Source organism: Streptomyces sp. NPDC104307, assembly GCF_055584045.1.
Map to the genome: position 1 here is coordinate 352,818 of NZ_JBVJMU010000002.1, position 16,541 is coordinate 369,358.

The following is a 16,541-nucleotide window of genomic DNA, read 5'->3' on the forward strand; positions in this document are numbered from 1 at the left end:
AAGGCCGGCGGAGCGGCTCTGGGCTGGAGCTGCTTTGGGGCGAGTGATCATGACCCCTTAAGCTTCCGGCGAGTCGGGCAGTCTGTGGACCTGCCCGTTAAAGCACGACGTTGGGGCCATGATCTTAGAGGCTCGCCCCAAAGTGGCTGCCTAAAGCCGTGGAGCCGGCCGCCCCAGCCACAGAGCGTTTCTCCCGCTTCATGTCCGCAGCTCGTAGCGCGCCGCCGGGCGCGGCCAGCCGGGGCGGAGACAGAGGCAGACCGCGCTGCTGAGGCGGCGCGCGCCCGCGCCGTGCGCGGGTCTTGATGAAGTAGAGAAACTCTTACCGCGCTGCCTGAGTCAGAGTGCGATCGACTTGTAGGCCAAAGCCCGTTCGACAATCTTGTCCGCGCTCAGGTCGGGACCGACATCCCAGTAGATGTAGTCGCTGATGTGGGGGCACCCAAGCCCGCGCTGCAAAGCGTCCAGGATCTCGTCGCTTTCAGCCTCGCTGGCAATGCTGCCGTCCATGAGACGCTGGACTAGGGGCAGAGCTTCGTCGCGGCTCATCCTCTGGTGAGGGCCTGGAGTCGTCACGGTGTCTTGTTAAGTCGACGGCCGTCGTGGCTTCGCACGTGGGGGCCGGCTCCGTCGACTGCGTCTAGCAGGCGGATCGCGTAGACCTCGGACATGCGCTCGGTGATCTGCTCCTGGGTGAGCCAACAGGGCGATGCTGACGCCAAGGCCCGAAAGAGATCCGCCGCCACCACGCCGCGGGCAGAATGCCAGTGACGTGGTTCTCTCAGTCAGTCGGGGGTCAAATGGGAAGCGCTCTCATCGGGTTAGCTGCTGCGGTGGTTGGTGTCACAGGCACGCTAGTTGCCTCTGTCCTGTCGCAACGCCTACTGGGTCGCGTTCAGTCTGAACAGTTCGAGCGTCAGCAGCTGTTGGCCGAAGCGCAGTGGCGCCGCGAGCAGGAGGTGGTTGAGCTGAGCCGTCGCCGCGACAGCTACATGCAGGTCAACGCGTCCTTCCGACGCTACCGAACGCATCTCGTGAACTTCCTCTGGATCGTGCACAAGGAAGCTGTCACGCCTGATTCGCGAGAGCTGGTCGAGGAGGCCCGACGCGATCACCACTCAGTCTTCGCGGAGGCTCAGCTGATCGCATCCGCAGCGGTTCTTGCCGAGCTGGATGAAATGTCTGCGGCGCTGTCTGAGGTCTATCGGCGCACCATGTGCCTGGAGGAAGGGAACCCTGACCCGGATGGATCCTTCGATGACATAAGGGAAGATTTCGCCCGCCTTTGGGGGCAATGGGAAAGGATGCGTGGCGTGATGCGCACCGATATCGGCGCCGGGGCCGTCACGGGCCCGCAATCGGCGATCGGCCCCCGACAACTACCCCCTCTCCCGGCTGGCGGCCCACAGACGGCCCAAGCCGCCTGACACGGCCCCTCATCGGCAGGAAAACTGCTGGTGAGGGGCTTTTTCGCGCCCTCCCCCGGAAAGAAACACCCCATCTTGCCTGACGGCCACCCCCGGATGGAAACCAGTACTGCCCGCGGTCCGGGCCCTCCCGCTCCCCGGAAGGGCCCGGACCGGACCCCGGGTACGCGGCAGCCCCGGTACGCGGCCGCGTACCGGGGCTGCCATCAGCACATCGTCACCGTGTGCCTACGGCTCATCACTGGCCGGAGGTCTGGCCCTTGCGCCGGCGGAGGAAGAAGACCGCGCCGCCGCCGATGACGACGAGGGCGATCGCGATCCCCGCGATGATCGGGGTGGCGTTGGAGCTTCCGGTCTCGGCGAGGTCGCCCTCGGCGCCCGTGGAGCTGCCGCCCGCGGTGGCGGTGGTCGTACTGGGCTGCTCGGCGGTCTGGGTGTCGAGGCCGCCGGTGGTGGTGGCGGCGGGGGCGCTGGTCTTGCAGTCCAGCACGCCGCTGAACGTCTTCGTGAACCCGCCGGGACCGGTGATCGTGAAGTCGTACGCCTGGTCCTCCGCGACCGGCACGGTCACGGTCGCGGACTTGCCCGCCGCGACGGTGTGCTTCGCCCCGGCCAGCTCGAAGGTGAACGGCTCGTCGCCCTTGTTGCTCGCGGTGACGTCCACACCACCCTTGGCGCAGTTCTTCTTGGCGGAGAGCGCGGGCATCGCGCCCTTCTTGGCCCAGTTCGCCGTGGCGCTCGCGGCGACCGTGGACTCGCTGGAGCCGGCCAGGATCTGGGTCTGACTCCTGGTCACACCGGCGAAGGCCCGGCCGACCGGTACCGAGGTGGTGGCCTGGACGGTCAGCGACGCCGAGCCGTCGGCGGCGGCGGACGGAACGTCGAAGTAGAGGTCGGTGCCGTTGGCCGCAGTGGTGACGGCCTTGCCCTTCTTGTCGGTGACCTTGATGCCGCTGGCGGCGTCGGCGGGCGGGGCCACCGAGACCTGACCGGCGTTGGTGCGGACGGTGACCGGGCCCAGCAGCTCACCGGACCGGCCGGACACGGCGGCGTTGTCCAGGGAGAGGGACGGCTTGGGCTCCGCCGTGTCGGTGGCGGACTTCTGCAGCCAGTCGGCGAGCTTCTCCGCCTGGCCGTCGGACGCGTCGACGTCGGCGTTGTCCGAGAAGCGCCAGATGGCCACCTGGGTGCCCGCGGCCGCGGTCTTCTCGGTGAGCGGGCCGGTGCCCGCCGCCTCCGCGAGTGCCGAGAGGTCGTCGACCTGCGGGTAGGAGTGCTCAAGGATCCAGCGGATCCGGCCGGCGTTCTTGTTGCCGCCCAGCGAGGTCTGGGCCCAGGGGGTCTCCAGGTACTTCGCCTGGTCCTGGGTGGGGTTGTGGATGTCGATGCAGTACGTCTTGAGCTTGCCGCCGCCGTCGACGGTCATCTCGAAGAGCCCGGCCGGCAGGCGCTTGTCCTTGCCGTCCGCGTGCAGCACCGCGACGTCGTACGTCTTCAACCCGTCCAGTACCGCGCTCGCGCCGCCCTGGTGCTGCGGCGCCTCATCGGCAGCCGCGCCGCCCGCACCGGCGAGGGTGCCGGCGATGACCAGACCGGATGTCACCACCGACGCCGCCAGGCGGGATATGCCCCGGAACCGTCGGGAATTGACCGTCGCCCTGGATGACGAAACGGTCGCTGAAGAAGCAAAAAACACAGAATTCCCCTCCGGGCGAGACCCTGGCGCCTGGTGCGCGTGTGGGGAATGTCCCGCCTGTCGACTCAAGTGCCCTGTGAGTACTGGGGAATCCTAAGTACGAAGCGAAGCACAGTCCCCCGTCATACCTTCGGATAACCATTCCGACTCAGAATCGTTATCCCCGCCAACGCCTGGGCCGGCGGCGGTTGGTGCGGCCGGTCAGGGCGCGGACACGAGCTCGGGACCGCTCTTCCGGCGAACCACCCGGCGCCTGGCCGCCGGCCGTTCCACCCGTTCCACCCCGTCCGGCCGACCGGCCCGCCCGCCCTGCCGGTCCTCCTGATCCGGCCGACTCACCTGGTCCTCTTGATCCAGCTGCTCCGGCTGCTCCTCCTGATTCAGCTGCTGCTCCAGTCGCTCCGGCTGCTCCCGCGGTGTCGTCGACCACTGGTCCGGCTCGGCCGCAGCCGCACCGCCGGGGCGCGGTACCAGCCCCGGGTCTGCCCTGAGCACCCGTCGGAACGCCGACGTGCCCCTGGTCAGATCGTGGCCCACCGCCGTCGCCTCGATGTCCACGAACGTCCTGCGCTGCCCCTCCCGTTCCTCCTCACGCACCTTCAGCCTGCCGTGCACCACCAGGGGTTCCCCGACGGAGACGGAACCCGTCAGATTGGACGCCAGGGTCCGCCACGCCCACACGGTGTAGAAGCTGGTGTGCCCATCCGCCCAGAGCTGTTTCTCCCGGTCCCACCGCCGCGGCGTCACCGCGAAGCGGAATCGCGCCATCCCGCCGCTCCGGGTCTCCCGGAACTCCACACCGGTGGCCGCATTGCCCACCAGCGTCACCAAGGTCTCGTTCATGACTCCGCCTCCCCCTCGCACTGGATTCAGCGGCCCGCGCCCTTGCGGCCGGTCGCTGATCCCATGCTGAGGGGAAGGCGGAATTCCTGCTGGCGCCTGTGGACTAACGGCCCGTTGTGGAAAACTCCGTCACCGCCACAAACCGTTCCCGCACCTCCCGATAGCGCACCAGTTCCGCCGCCACCGGATCGAGCACCCGGGCCCGCCCGCAGGCGGCCGCCGCCTCGCGCAGCCTGCGTTCGGCCTCCTGGCCGTACCGCCGTGCGGGCCCCCGGGCCGCTGCCGCGCACGACCACTCCACCAGCGGTCCGCCGACGATCCCCGCCAGCATCACCAGAGCGGGCGTCAGCAGCCCCGGTTCGAGTACGCCGACGATCTGGCCGAGCAGCCACAGGCCGCCGAAGATCTGCAGCAGCGTCATCGCCACCTGGGCCAGTACGGCCGCAGGCCACCAGGCCGGGCGCGGGGGCCTGTTGCCGGCCCGCCCCCGGTGTGCCCCGGCCCGCGCGCCGGGTTCCGCCGGCTCATCGGCGTCGTTCTCCGCACCCCGCCCCAGCGCCGCGCCGGCGCGCTCGGCCAGTTCGTCGAGCGCCTCCGGCAGCCCCAGCGCCCCGTGCACCGCGGCCTCGCGCACCGCTTGCGCCCACGGTCCCGGCAGCCCGTCGACGGCTTCGTCCGCGACCGTGCGTACCGCCTGCTCGACCCGCTGACGTGCGGTGAGCTGCTCCTCCGGCGGGGCGGTGAGTGCCGTCCGGTCCAGCAGCCGAGGCTGCCGGGTGGACTCGTACCAGCGCCACAGCCGCAGCCACGGCGTCCCGCACGCCCGGCCCGCGTTGCGGCGCCATTCGCGCTCCGCCGCCTGACCGGCCGCGGCGGCGCCGACGGCCTCCGCGAGCCGGCCGGCGAACTCCTCACGGGCCCGCTCCCCCAGCCCGGTCCGCCCCTCGGCCACGTACACCGGGCGGAGCCTGGCGGCGGCGGCGTCCACATCGGCCGAGAGCCGGCGCGTCGCGGCCGTACGCTCCTGGACGAACCTGCCCAGGAGTTCGCGCAGTTCGCCCACCCCGTCGCCGGTCAGCGCGGACAGGGACAGCACGGTGGCGCCCGGTTCGCCGTGCTCGCCGAGGGCCATGCCGTCCTCGTCGAGCAGTCGGCGCAGATCGTCCAGGACCTGGTCGGCCGCCTCGCCGGGCAGCCGGTCGATCTGGTTGAGGACGACGAAGGTGACCTCCGCGTGCCCGGCGAGCGGCCGCAGGTAGCGCTCGTGCAGTGCGGCGTCCGCGTACTTCTCCGGGTCCACGACCCAGACCACCGCGTCGACCAGCGCCAGCACCCGGTCCACCTGCTCGCGGTGTCCGGCCGCCGCCGAGTCGTGGTCCGGCAGGTCGACCAGGACGAGCCCCTGGAGCGCCTCGTCGGCCCCCGCGCCACCCGGCTGCGGCCGGCGCCTGAGCCTTCCCGGGATCGCCAGCCGGTCCAGCAGCCCCGCGGCGCCGTCCGTCCACGAGCAGGCGATGGGCGAGGCGGTGGTCGGCCTGCGCAGCCCGGCCTCGGAGATCTGGGCGCCCGCCAGGGAGTTGAAGAGCGTCGACTTGCCACTGCCGCTCGCTCCGGCGATGGCGACGACGGTGTGCCGGGAGGAGAGCCGCTGCCGGGCGGCGGCCTCGTCGAGCACCCGGCCCGCCTCCGCGAGGTCGGCCCGGTCGAGCCGTGCCCTGGAGAGCCCGACGAGCTCACGCAGTGCGTCCAGGCGGGGGCTGAGCGGGCTACCGGAGGGGACGTACGCCTCGACCTGGGGGCGGCTGTCGTCCTCCGGGGCGGCCGCCGGCGTCTCCCGGGGGACGGCCCCGGCGGCGGCGCGGCGGGCGATGAGACCGTCGTCCCAGCCACTGCCCGTCCCGCCCGGGTCCTTACCCCGGCCCTTCCCCCGGCCTGGCGCCCCGTGCTCCGCGCCGTCCTGCGCCCGGCCCTTCTCCCGGCCTGGCGCCCCGTGCTCGGCGCCGTGCTCCGCGCCGTGCTCCGCGCCGTCCTGCGCTACGTCCTCCGCCGAGCCCTTCGACCGGTCCTTCGGGCGGTCCCCGCCGGGGGCCGAACCCCCGTCCGGGCCGCGTCCCGGCTCGGACCGCGGCTCCGGCCGCGGTCCTTGTCCCCGGCCCGGACCCTCGTCAGTGACGGCAGTCATCGCTGCCACCTCTCCTTCTGCAGTAGGGACAGCGCGGCGATCAGTTCTGCTTGCGGCTCGGGGGCCACGTCGAGTGCGTCCAGCGGGGCGAGGCGCCGGTCGCGCTCGCCCCCGAGCACCTGGTCGAGATAGCCGGTGAGCAGCGCCCCGCCCTTGTCACGCAGCCTCAGGGCGCCCTGAGCGCCGATGCGTTCGGCCAGCTGTTCGCCGGCGGTACGGGCCCGTCGGCCGCCGAGCAGAGCGGCGGCCAGCAGGGCGACAACGGTCTCCGCGTCGGGCGCCGCGTTGCGTTCCATGAGCCGCACCTCTTCCTCGGCCAGCTCCTCCAGGACCCTGCGCCAGCGCCGTACGGTCATGGCGATCCGGCCCCGGATGTCCTCCGCCGGCCCCCAACCGCCCTCTTCCCGGCCCACCTCCTCGAAGCCGAAGACCGCGGCTGCGGGCTCCTGCCGCCAGTTCGTCCGGATCTGTTCGTCGGCGGCCGCCACCGCGCACTCCAGGAGCGCGGCGAGGCTCTCCACCAGGGCTTCGAGGACTTCCTCCGTGGTGCTGTACAGCGGGTATCCGCGCCACCTGGTGCGGGCGTCCCCGGCGAGCGCGCCGCCGTTCCGCAGCCGCCGCCGCACCCGTGCGCCCTCCTTCCGGTACGCGTCCTCGACCACGCCGGTCAGCCGTACGGCGGCCGCGTACTGGGCCGCGACGGCTCCGGCGAGCGCGGGCAGCCGGACGTCGAGCGAGTCGATGACCCCGGCCGCCGTACGCCCGACCGCCTGCTGACGGGCCGCCGGATCCTGCGCGCGGTGGCTGAGCCAGGCGCGCAGCGGGGCGACCGCCGTGGTCGGAAGCAGTCCGCTGCCGCCGCCCGCCGACTCGGGCAGTTCGGGGATGGTGAAGCGGGGGACCTCGCCGAGACCGGCCTTGGTGAGGAGCGCCCCGTACTGCCGGGACACCTCGGCGATCACCTGGTGCGGCACCCGGTCCAGGACGGTGACGAGCGAGGCGTCGTACTCCTTGGCGGTGCGCAGCAGGTGCCAGGGCACGGCGTCGGCGTACCGGGCGGCGGTGGTCACCATCACCCAGATGTCCGCCGCGCAGACGAGTTCGGCGGCCAGTACCCGGTTGCGCACGACGAGCGAGTCGATGTCGGGGGCGTCCAGCAGGGCGAGCCCGCGCGGCAGCCCGGCGGCGGTCTCGACGCGGAGCGCGGTCCCTTCCTCCGCGGCCTTCCCGCCGGCCCCGTCGAGGTGGTCGCACTGGCCGGGGTTGGCGGACTCCTCGGGCGAGAGCCAGACCCGGGTCAGCTGCGGGAGCACCCGGATGTCCGCGAACCAGTGGTGATCATCCGGATGGCAGACCAGCACCGGGGTCCGCGTGGTCGGCCGCAGCACCCCGGCCTCGCTGACCCGGCGCCCCACCAGGGAGTTGACGAGCGTCGACTTGCCCGCGCCGGTGGACCCTCCGATGACCGCGAGCAGGGGCGCCTCCGGGTCCTTGAGGCGGGGCAGCAGGTAGTCGTCGAGCTGGGCGAGCAGCTCGATCCTGGTCTGCCTGGCGCGTGGAGCGCCCGGCAGCGGGAGTGGAAGACGCACGGCGGCGACACGGTCGCGCAGGGCGGAGAGTGCGTCGATGAGCTGAGGCCGTACGTCCAAGGTCACCACATGCGAAGAATGCCCAATTTTGGCGCCTTTTTGAAGCGTATAGCCCCCTCTGCGCGGCGGTTCCTCCTCAGGACAGAGGGGACGAGTGGGGCGCAGGCATAACGAGTGCACAACGCCCGGGGCGTGAGGCGCCAAAAGCTATGCATGAATCGCACCTACCTGCGATTATCGTTTCGCTTCACCGAACCTCCACATCGTGCCACGCAGGTGAAGCAACCGGGTCCAGGCGTTCGGAGCCCTATCCTTGTCCCGGCAGGTCGCGGACCGCCCGGGTCCCAGGGCTCCAGGTCACCGAGTCCACCACCCGGCCCCCGTAGCTCAGTGGATAGAGCAGGCGCCTTCTAAGCGCTTGGCCGCAGGTTCGAGTCCTGCCGGGGGCGCTTCAGCCCAGCCGATGCCGTCTGACCTGCACTCCCAGGTCAGACGGAGGGGAGAAGTCGATGCGGCTCACCTACTCGATGTCGCACGGTGAGGTGCCCGGAGGACTGGCCCTTACCTAACCCCCGAAGTCTGGTGCGGAGGTCGGCGAAGCTGCGGGCGCCGGCCACCTCGACACCAGCACGGGGCTGTCGGACCACCTGACCTCAACCGACAGGCTCCTGATTGGCTGGTCAGGCCACGCTATTGGGGCCATCGCGCCCGTGGCAGCATCACGGCAACAATCCCGCCGAGTACGACCAGAACCGGAGAGACAAGCTCTCCGGGCACCCTCGCCCAGGTGAACAACGCCGCCAACGCAGCGAGCACAAGCATCGCGACACTGCTGTGCACGACGGTCCGGCGCCCTGCATGGAGAGGCGAACCATTCCGTCTGTCCTCGGGAAGGTCGTCCCACACAAGAGTTGGAAGGATCAGGCGCTCTCGGCAGAGGTGCACCAGCACTTGGGCAATGAGATCTGTAACGCGGCGCCGTGCTGCACGTACCTCGTCATCAGAGGCCTCGCCGGTAGCGTACGCATCAGCCGCTTCGCAATAGCCGCCGAGCGCTTCCTGTACGTGTGCAGTGAATACCCGGATTCTGCGCTCCCGTCTCGCTCGCCCCACCGAGTCGCCGCTGCGAACCGCGTAACGCGCCAGGTGCTCCATCGACAGACAGAACCCCTCTACCGAGCGGAACGTCCAGTCGACCGAGAAGTAAGCCGTGGGCCGACGATCGCGACTGCGAAGCGTCTGCCAAGCGCCCTTGAGATGGCTCTCAGCACTGTCCTCATACACGAGAGCCTCCAGCGCCAACATGCCGGAGCGAGCGGCGTTGCCGTAGGGATCTGCGCGGCGCCGTGACCACGCCTCCATCCCTGCAGCGGCTCCACTCAGAGCCAGGAAGACAAGGGCCGAAATCACAGGCCACGGGCGAATCCGTCCGCCCCACGCACCGAGGGCTCCGTACAACATCGCTAGCGATGCAAGGAGGCTTGGCCCGTACAACCAGAGTCGAGCGACTTCCCAGCGTCGTTGCTCCGTCATACGAATGGCGAGCATCCGCTTGTCCCGCACCGACCATCCCGCAGCTTCCTCAAGCACCGAGGAGAGGGCCGCCACCCGGCGACGCATAAACTTGACGCGGCCGAGAATGCCAACCGTGAACAGCCGGCCCGGACGACGGCGACCAACGGTCAGCGCGATAGTCACCATGAGCAGAACCGGGATGCAGACCGCGTTGCAATTGAAGAGCGCCATGAAGACGCTGACTTCATTCTCGCTCCACGCCGGCGCCGGGATACTGGCGAGCGCACCGCCAGCGGTTGATATGTACGTGGACGTCACGATCATGAGCCGCAGTTTGACAGTCGCCACTGACAGCGCGGCCAGAATCGGCACCCCACTTAGCCGTCCTCGCTTGACTTGATAACACAATCATAGTGTCATTGCCTCATGATGTACGCGACTCCGCGACTGGACTCCGACGACCACCGGGCCCTCGACGAAATCGAGGCCATGCGCCGCTCCCTGCGCCACATGCTCCGCGCCACCCCACGCTGGACCCGACAACTGCGCCGCAACCTCACCGCCCGCGCGATCGCCGGATCAAACACCATCGAGGGATACGCCGCGACGGTCGACGACGTGGAAGCCCTCATGTCCGGCGAGGAACCGCTGGAGACCGGAGAAAAGACGCGTGCCGAGCTGGAGGGCTACCAGCGCGGCATGACCTACATCCAGGCCCTCGCCGACGCCGGAGACGACTTCCGGTACGACGCCGGCCTGCTCAACGGCCTGCACTTCATGCTCCAGGGCCACCACCTCGACAAGCGCCCCGGTCGCTGGCGTGACGGACCTGTCTACGTCACGAGCCCCGACGACCCACTGGTCCCGGCCTACACCGCACCGGACCAGGGGGACGTTCCCGCTCTGATGGCGGAGTTCATCGACTGGCTCAACGAGGGCGACCTAGACACCCCCGTCCACGTCCGTGCCTCCATGGCACACCTCAACCTCGTCAAGATCCATCCGTGGAAGGACGGCAACGGACGCATGTCCCGCGCTCTGTCCACTTTGGTGTTCTCCCGCGAGGCTCTGATGCCCCCTGAGTTCTCCTCCATTGAGGAATGGCTCGGCCGGGGACAGAACACGTACGCCTACTACCAGATCCTGGAGGACGTGGGCGGCCCGCACTGGAGTCCGGAGCGGGACACCCGGCCCTGGATTCGGTTCTGCCTGACCGCCCACCACCGCCAGGCCCAGCAGGCCCAGCGCCGCTTCGACGTCATGTCGCGGGCCTGGACCCGCCTGGTGGAAGGCGTCGAAGCAGCTGGCCTGGACGAGCGAGTCGTCTACGCCCTGCTGCCCGCGTTCTCGGACGCGAAGGTGCGCCGCACCGTCTACCAGCAGGACGCCGACCTCAGCGACCAGCAAGCCATCCGCGACATCCGGGAGCTCGTCGCCCGCGGCTGGCTCGTCCCCCACGGCAAGGCCCGCGCCCGCTACTACGCCCCCGGCCCTCTCATGAACCCGGTACGGGAAGAGGTCCGCCAGTCCATGGAGCCGTACACGGATCCCTACCGACGCGATCGATGACCTCGCGTGCACCTGACTCCACCGAGTCGCACCACGCCGCCGGGGCTTCCAGCACCGAAATGCCCTGCGCTGGCTCGATCAAGCAGAACGACGGCTCCCCGTGGGTGCGGGCCGATGCAGGAGAGCACTGGCGAAGTTGGCGCGGCGGACGAAGAGCCGCGCGCCGACGCCAGGGGGCCGTCCGAGATCGCCGTAGTTGTGATCATGAGTGGCCAGGCGGTGTTCATACGGTTGATCCGCCAAACAGCGGCTGCTGACCGGGGCCGGGGCCACGAGACTGACTGCGGCGTGTCTTCTTGGCAAGGGCCTTGTCGTATCCCCGAGAGTGGTTCCGCTTGTGCCGTTCCCTGACCACCTCACTTGTCGGCGCGGTGGCCCGGTCCACAACAATGGATACGGACATGCCTTCCTCTGCCCGCTCCCTGCCGAGCGTCGTCAGATCATCGAGTGTGGTTCCCACCGTGCCAACGAGTCCGTTCTTCACGAGCTGAGTGAACTCCGTGTTCCCCAAATATCGTTCAACGTATCCGTACCCAAGGCGGGTGCCCTCGTTCGGGCCACTCGTCGAATCGTCACCCATCAGCAGCCGCACATATGGCACCGGCAGATACATTCCTGGCGCCGGCCCTGGGTCGGCCGTTTCCGTCAGCGGCCAGTAGGCGAGTTTAACGAAGCAAGGGTCCGAACCAAGTCGCCATTCGTGAGGCGTCCATGCTTCTCTGCTCATCGCGGCAACCTGGTCCAACCGATCAAGTTGCCCAAGAAGTTGCTTATCCGCATACATCCACCGGTGGCCCGCCTCCGAGGGGAGCCGCTTGGCCTGCACAAGAATAAAACTCCGGGTGGCCTCGTGGTAGTAGATCAGATCCGCCCCGAGCCGAGCTTCCACTGGCGATGCGTTGATGTTCGCTACCTCGATACGACTACCGAGATGCTCGAACACATGGATGTCGCAGCGAAACGACGCCCCGGTGGCACGGCTTCCAGAAGGCCATCCCGCCTCAGTGAACACGTCTGTATCGAAACCGATGTGCCGCGCATCATTTTCAATCAGGCCCTGTTCGAACGGTTCCGGAATGAGCCCGGCCAAGTGTGGGGCATGAGGGTCACTCGGCCGCCGCCAAGCTGCGAGCCGCGCTGGGGGGATGTTACCGATGGCCAGACCCAGCCGGGTCATGTCGTACTGCTCCTGCCAAGCGCAATCCGCTGCACGCCGAGGGTCGAACGAGTCGGGCTCAGCTGCCTCGCCCAGGAAGTCGAGCGTCCTACGCAGCATGTCGTTCTGCCGCGCGAGAACATCCAGCAGGTCATTGGATTCCTCACCCCCGAGGACTGTGACCTCACCCATCAAGGCCCTAATCAGAGCACGTCGCAGCCGAAGCGGCATCTCGCCAAGGAGTGATCCCATAAGGACTGATACAGGGCTCTCGCGCACCAATTCGACGGTGATCCGGGAATCAACGGCCGCAACCTTGTCACCACGTGGCTGCCGCACAACCCCCAACCAGCGCAACGGACACCGACCGGTCTCGCTGGAGGACCGCATGACGAGCAGGGCGATACGGGGCGTTCGATCATCAGGGAGAGAGGCCGTAGCAACCGTCTTCGTGAACGATTGCTTGACCAGCAACTCCTCTTCGATACGGTCCAGTTCCTCGGCGCTGAGAGCTACAACGTAAACCATGCACGGAGCGTACGGGGGGCAACACCAGGCCGTCACTCAGTGCTTGGAAGGGAGGCGCATACCCAAGGCTACGTCGGGTTGCGCAAGCTTCAATGGGCTTGCCCTCGTGGCTCTGACCAGAGACTCCGATCCGGTGCTAGGGCGTATCTGGCAAATGATCACGGTCTGGTTTCGCGGAGCCAGAGGATCAGCGAGGCCAGAACGACTCCGGCACGGTATGGGTCGGCGAGCTTGTCGAATCTGGTCGCGATCGCGCGGAACTGCTTGAGGCGTGCGAAGCATCGTTCGACTACGTTGCGTTCGCGGTAGACCTCCTCGTCGAAGGTGGGTGGCCGACCGCCAAGGCGCCCTCGACGCCGGCGGTCGGCCGCTTGGTCGCGGCGCTCGGGGATCGTGACGGCGATGCCGCGGCGCCGCAGCAGGCGCCGGATTGCCCGGCCGGAGTAGGCCTTGTCGCCCAGGACTCGGGTCGGCTTCCTGCGCGGGCGGCCGGTGCCGACTCTCGGGACGCGGATTCCGTCGACGACATAGCCGAAGGCGGTGGCGTCGTTGACGTTGCCGGGCGTGAGCACGATGGACAAGAGGCAGGCCCCGGCCGTCGACAGCGAGGTGGACCTTGGCGGTCAGCCCGCCTCGGGACCGGCCGAGGGCCTGGCGCGTCTGCGAGCGGCCCGGATCTTCCAGTTCGTCCCTGTTTGCGGCCCCTTTTTGCGGGCGCCGGCGGCGTGCTGATGGGCACGGTTGACCGTGGAGTCGATGGCGACGGTCCACTCCACCCGGCCCACCGCGTCGTCGGGGACCTGGACGTATTCCAGCAGCTTCGCCCAGGTCCCGTCCGCTTCCCAGCGGGCGAACCGCTCGTCGACGGTCTGCCAGGGTCCGTACCGCTCGGGCAGATCGGGCAACGGGGACCCGGTCCGCAGCCGCCACAGCACCCCGTTGACCACCTGCCGGTGATCACGCCACGGACGCCCACGTCCATCCACTCGCGGCAACAGGGGTTCTATCCGCTCCCATGCCGCGTCCGTCAACTCACCTCGACCTGCCACAAGATCAATGATCAGAGTGCCCGCGCTCGGAGTCTCGCGCGGGGTCCGTCAGGAAACAGCTCAGCCGGTAGGTGGTCGGCACCGCCAGGCGTCCGCACAGCGTGTCGATCCGGACCATCGACCCGTCGACTCCTGCTTCCCGAAGACGGCGCAACCTCAAACGCATCTCCGCCTGGTCCGGAGTCTCAACGACCACTTCCCACTGTGCCGCGTCCGGCGAGGTGCGAGCAGCAAGCCGCTGCCGCGCCTCCTCTTGCCGCCGCCTTCTTTTCCCCTGTCCTGGCACCTGCCCAGAATCACTGGTCGGCGTCAGGGCGGCAAGGCAATTGGACCGAACACGCACACGCCCGGTGATCATTTGTCAGACAATCCCTAGGGCAGGGGAAGAGAAAGCGGCGACAAGAGGCCGAGAGACAGCGGCTTGCCGCTCGCACAGCGCCGGGTAAGGGTCGATGGGAAGTGATCTTCGAGACTGCGGACAGTGCGGACCTGCGCGTCCACGTGCGCCGCCTGCAGGAAGCAGGAATCGGCGCGTCGACGATCCGGATCGATACGTCGGGGACGGGGGACGCAGCCGCTGACATTAGTTCGTATGCAGAGCTAAAATGGAGCGGTGAAGGCGAGTGAACTCTCCGACGAGCTCGCCGGACTCCTGCCCCGTATCCAGCGGCTCGCCCGGCGCAGGCTGTGGAGCGGCTCTTCCGCTCCCCGGATGCGCGGGGCGCACGCTGAGCTGTTGCGGCTGGTGGTCACCGAGCCCGGCGTGCGCGTCTCGTCGGCCGCACGGAGCCTCTCGCTGGCGGCCAACTCGGTGAGCACACTGGTGAACCACCTGGCCGCGGAAGGGCTGCTGCGGCGGGAGAAGGACCCCGGGGACGGGCGCGCTGCGCTGCTGTACCCCACACCCGCCGGGGTGGAGAGGCTGCACGAGTGGCACGCCCGCCGTGCGGCGCTCTTCCGCCGGCACCTGGCCGGGCTCGACGCCGATGACCGCGCGGCGCTCGCCGCCGCCCTCCCGGCCCTGCACAGACTCGCCGCGTCCATGCGTGAGGGGGATGAGACCGCGTGACCACACACACCGCACCCGCTGTCCGCTGCAAAGGCCTGACCTACAGTTTCGGCGGCTCGAAGGCCGTCGACGGGCTGGACCTGCTGGTCCGGCCCGGGGAGGTGTTCGGGCTCCTCGGGCCGAACGGCGCGGGCAAAACCACCACCATGCGCGCCATCACCACCCTGCTGCCCGTCCCGGCCGGGGCCGTCGAGGTGTTCGGCCATGACGCCGCCCGGGAGCGGATGGCGGTGCGGCGCCTGCTCGGCTACGTGCCGCAGCAGTTGTCGGCCGACGCCGGGCTCACCGGTCTGGAGAACGTCCAGCTCTTCGCCCGGGTGTACGACGTGCCCCGCCGCGAGCGCGCGGCCCGGGTCGCCCAGGCACTGGACGCGGTCGGCCTCCGCGATGTCGCGGGGCGGCTCGCCGGCACGTACTCCGGCGGCATGGTGCGCCGCCTCGAACTGGCCCAGGCCCTGGTCAGCGCCCCCCGACTGCTGATCCTGGACGAGCCGACGATCGGCCTGGACCCGATCGCCCGGGACAGCGTCTGGGACCGGATCAACGAGATCCGGACCGGCACCGGGATGACCGTGCTGGTGACCACGCACTCCATGGACGAGGCCGACCGCCGCTGCGACCGGCTCGCCCTGATGCACCTCGGCAGGCTCCGCGCGCTCGGCACCCCCGTCGAGCTGAAGGGCGAACTGGTCGCCCACCGCCGGGAATCCGGCGAACCCGCCACCCCGCCGCCGTCCCTGGAGGACGTCTTCCGGTACCACTCCGGAAGCGGACTGGACGACCCCGGGTCAGAGGCGGAGAAGGGAGCGTTCAACGATGTCCGCCGTACCCGCCGCACCGCGACCCGGCGCGGCTGAGCCCGATCCGCGCTTCGCCCTGCTGCTCACCCCGCCACCGCCACGCACCGGCTGGCGGGTCGTACCGGCCCGGGTCGGCGCGATGTGCGCCGTCGAACTGCAGAAGCTGATGCACGACCGGACGGAGATCTACACCCGTGCCGTCCAGCCCGCCCTGTGGCTGCTGATCTTCGGTACGACGTTCTCCCGCATCCACGCCATTCCCACCGGCGGCGTCCCCTATCTGGACTTCCTCGCGCCCGGGATCATCGCCCAGTCGGCCATGTTCATCGCGATCTTCTACGGCATCATGATCATCTGGGAGCGCGACTCCGGCGTCCTCACCAAACTCATGGTCACGCCGACCCCCCGCTCCGCCCTCGTGACCGGCAAGGCGTTCGCCGCCGGGGTGAAGGCCGTGATCCAGGCCGTCGTCGTCATCGTGATCGCCGCCCTGCTCGGGGTCGGCATGAGCTGGAACCCGCTGCATCTGCTCGGCGTGGCCGTGGTCGTCGTGCTCGCCTCTGCGTTCTTCTCGTGCCTGTCGATGACGATCGCCGGGATCGTGCTCACCCGTGACCGGCTGATGGGCATCGGCCAGGCGATCACGATGCCGCTGTTCTTCGCCTCCAACGCGCTCTACCCCGTCGCCCTGATGCCCGGCTGGCTCCAGGCGGTCAGCAAGGTGAACCCACTGAGCTACCAGGTCGACGCCCTGCGCGGCCTGCTCATCGGCACGCCGTCCCATCTCGGCCTGGACTTCGGGGTGCTGGCCTTCGCCGCCGCCGTCGGCATCGTGGCCGCCGGTTCCCTGCTCGGCCGGCTCGCCCGCTGACGCCGGCGCCCGCACATCCCGTATCCCACAGAGGGACCCGTGATCCCGTGCCCCACGCAGGGGCCCGACCCCGTACCCCACACAGGGACCCGTGACCCCGTACTTCACAAGACCCCGCGCGTGCCCCTGTGTTCGCGCCGCAGCGGCCTGGCATCGACTGCATACGTGAATCGATTCACCACTGGGCCGGATGTCCACACCCTCGCAACGTCACCGCGTATCCGCGATCAGGCGGGCCACCGGCAGC

Annotated in this window: 11 protein-coding genes, 1 tRNA gene and 3 pseudogenes; 6 read left to right on the plus strand and 9 right to left on the minus strand. The window is 69.3% G+C overall.

Going from position 1 to position 16,541, the window contains the following annotated elements; genetic code table 11:
* Window positions 1-339 precede the first annotated feature (339 nt).
* Both ACZ601_RS08205 and ACZ601_RS08210 read right to left on the minus strand, forming a co-directional pair.
* Window positions 340-510, minus strand: coding sequence for an e9imm peptide (locus tag ACZ601_RS08205; RefSeq protein WP_469534529.1), 171 nt, complete (start codon window positions 508-510; stop codon window positions 340-342).
* 62 nt (window positions 511-572) lie between these two features.
* Window positions 573-716 (minus strand): annotated as a pseudogene (locus ACZ601_RS08210) (NUDIX hydrolase); the annotation flags it as partial.
* Window positions 717-926: 210 nt separating this feature from the next.
* Between ACZ601_RS08210 and ACZ601_RS08215 the strand changes: the two are divergent.
* Window positions 927-1,427 (plus strand): hypothetical protein, encoded by a 501-nt coding sequence (locus tag ACZ601_RS08215; protein WP_469534532.1) that lies wholly within the window; start codon window positions 927-929, stop codon window positions 1,425-1,427.
* Window positions 1,428-1,665: 238 nt separating this feature from the next.
* Here ACZ601_RS08215 and ACZ601_RS08220 read toward each other — a convergent pair whose 3' ends face one another.
* The 4 genes and pseudogenes from ACZ601_RS08220 to ACZ601_RS08235 all read right to left on the minus strand — a co-directional run bounded on the left by ACZ601_RS08220 (window position 1,666) and on the right by ACZ601_RS08235 (window position 7,797).
* Window positions 1,666-3,123, minus strand: coding sequence for an LAETG motif-containing sortase-dependent surface protein (locus ACZ601_RS08220; protein WP_469534535.1), 1,458 nt, complete (start codon window positions 3,121-3,123; stop codon window positions 1,666-1,668).
* 429 nt (window positions 3,124-3,552) lie between these two features.
* A pseudogene (locus ACZ601_RS08225) lies at window positions 3,553-3,966 on the minus strand (single-stranded DNA-binding protein); the annotation flags it as partial.
* 103 nt (window positions 3,967-4,069) lie between these two features.
* Window positions 4,070-6,148, minus strand: a complete 2,079-nt coding sequence (locus tag ACZ601_RS08230) for a GTPase (protein WP_469534538.1) — start codon at window positions 6,146-6,148, stop codon at window positions 4,070-4,072.
* Window positions 6,145-7,797, minus strand: a complete 1,653-nt coding sequence (locus ACZ601_RS08235) for a dynamin family protein (RefSeq protein WP_469535272.1) — start codon at window positions 7,795-7,797, stop codon at window positions 6,145-6,147. Before ACZ601_RS08235 ends, ACZ601_RS08230 begins: the two co-directional genes overlap by 4 nt.
* Window positions 7,798-8,113: 316 nt before the next feature.
* Between ACZ601_RS08235 and ACZ601_RS08240 the strand changes: the two genes are divergently transcribed.
* Window positions 8,114-8,186 (plus strand) — tRNA-Arg (locus tag ACZ601_RS08240).
* A gap of 241 nt (window positions 8,187-8,427) precedes the next feature.
* On the opposite strand, the gene ACZ601_RS08245 is transcribed toward ACZ601_RS08240, so the two are convergent.
* Complete coding sequence (locus tag ACZ601_RS08245) at window positions 8,428-9,624, minus strand: hypothetical protein (protein WP_469534541.1); 1,197 nt, start codon at window positions 9,622-9,624, stop codon at window positions 8,428-8,430.
* A gap of 54 nt (window positions 9,625-9,678) precedes the next feature.
* On the opposite strand from ACZ601_RS08245, the gene ACZ601_RS08250 reads away from it, so the two are divergent.
* Complete coding sequence (locus ACZ601_RS08250; RefSeq protein WP_469534544.1) at window positions 9,679-10,821, plus strand: Fic family protein; 1,143 nt, start codon at window positions 9,679-9,681, stop codon at window positions 10,819-10,821.
* 223 nt (window positions 10,822-11,044) lie between these two features.
* Here ACZ601_RS08250 and ACZ601_RS08255 read toward each other — a convergent pair whose 3' ends face one another.
* Window positions 11,045-12,505, minus strand: a complete 1,461-nt coding sequence (locus ACZ601_RS08255; protein ID WP_469534547.1) for a hypothetical protein — start codon at window positions 12,503-12,505, stop codon at window positions 11,045-11,047.
* Between the two features lie 158 nt (window positions 12,506-12,663).
* Window positions 12,664-13,554, minus strand: a pseudogene (locus tag ACZ601_RS08260) (IS5 family transposase).
* A 613-nt stretch (window positions 13,555-14,167) separates the two neighbouring features.
* Between ACZ601_RS08260 and ACZ601_RS08265 the strand changes: the two are divergent.
* From ACZ601_RS08265 to ACZ601_RS08275, 3 genes are read left to right on the plus strand one after another with little or no spacing between them, the layout of a single operon-like run.
* Window positions 14,168-14,623, plus strand: coding sequence for a MarR family winged helix-turn-helix transcriptional regulator (locus ACZ601_RS08265; RefSeq protein ID WP_469534551.1), 456 nt, complete (start codon window positions 14,168-14,170; stop codon window positions 14,621-14,623).
* Window positions 14,620-15,480: an ABC transporter ATP-binding protein gene (locus tag ACZ601_RS08270; protein WP_469534554.1), complete on the plus strand. Its 861-nt coding sequence runs from the start codon at window positions 14,620-14,622 to the stop codon at window positions 15,478-15,480. The genes ACZ601_RS08265 and ACZ601_RS08270 overlap by 4 nt, the downstream gene beginning before the upstream one ends.
* The gene (locus tag ACZ601_RS08275; RefSeq protein ID WP_371629207.1) at window positions 15,440-16,294 is read left to right on the plus strand and encodes an ABC transporter permease; all 855 of its coding nucleotides are present in this window, start codon (window positions 15,440-15,442) and stop codon (window positions 16,292-16,294) included. The genes ACZ601_RS08270 and ACZ601_RS08275 overlap by 41 nt, the downstream gene beginning before the upstream one ends.
* Window positions 16,295-16,541 lie beyond the last annotated feature (247 nt).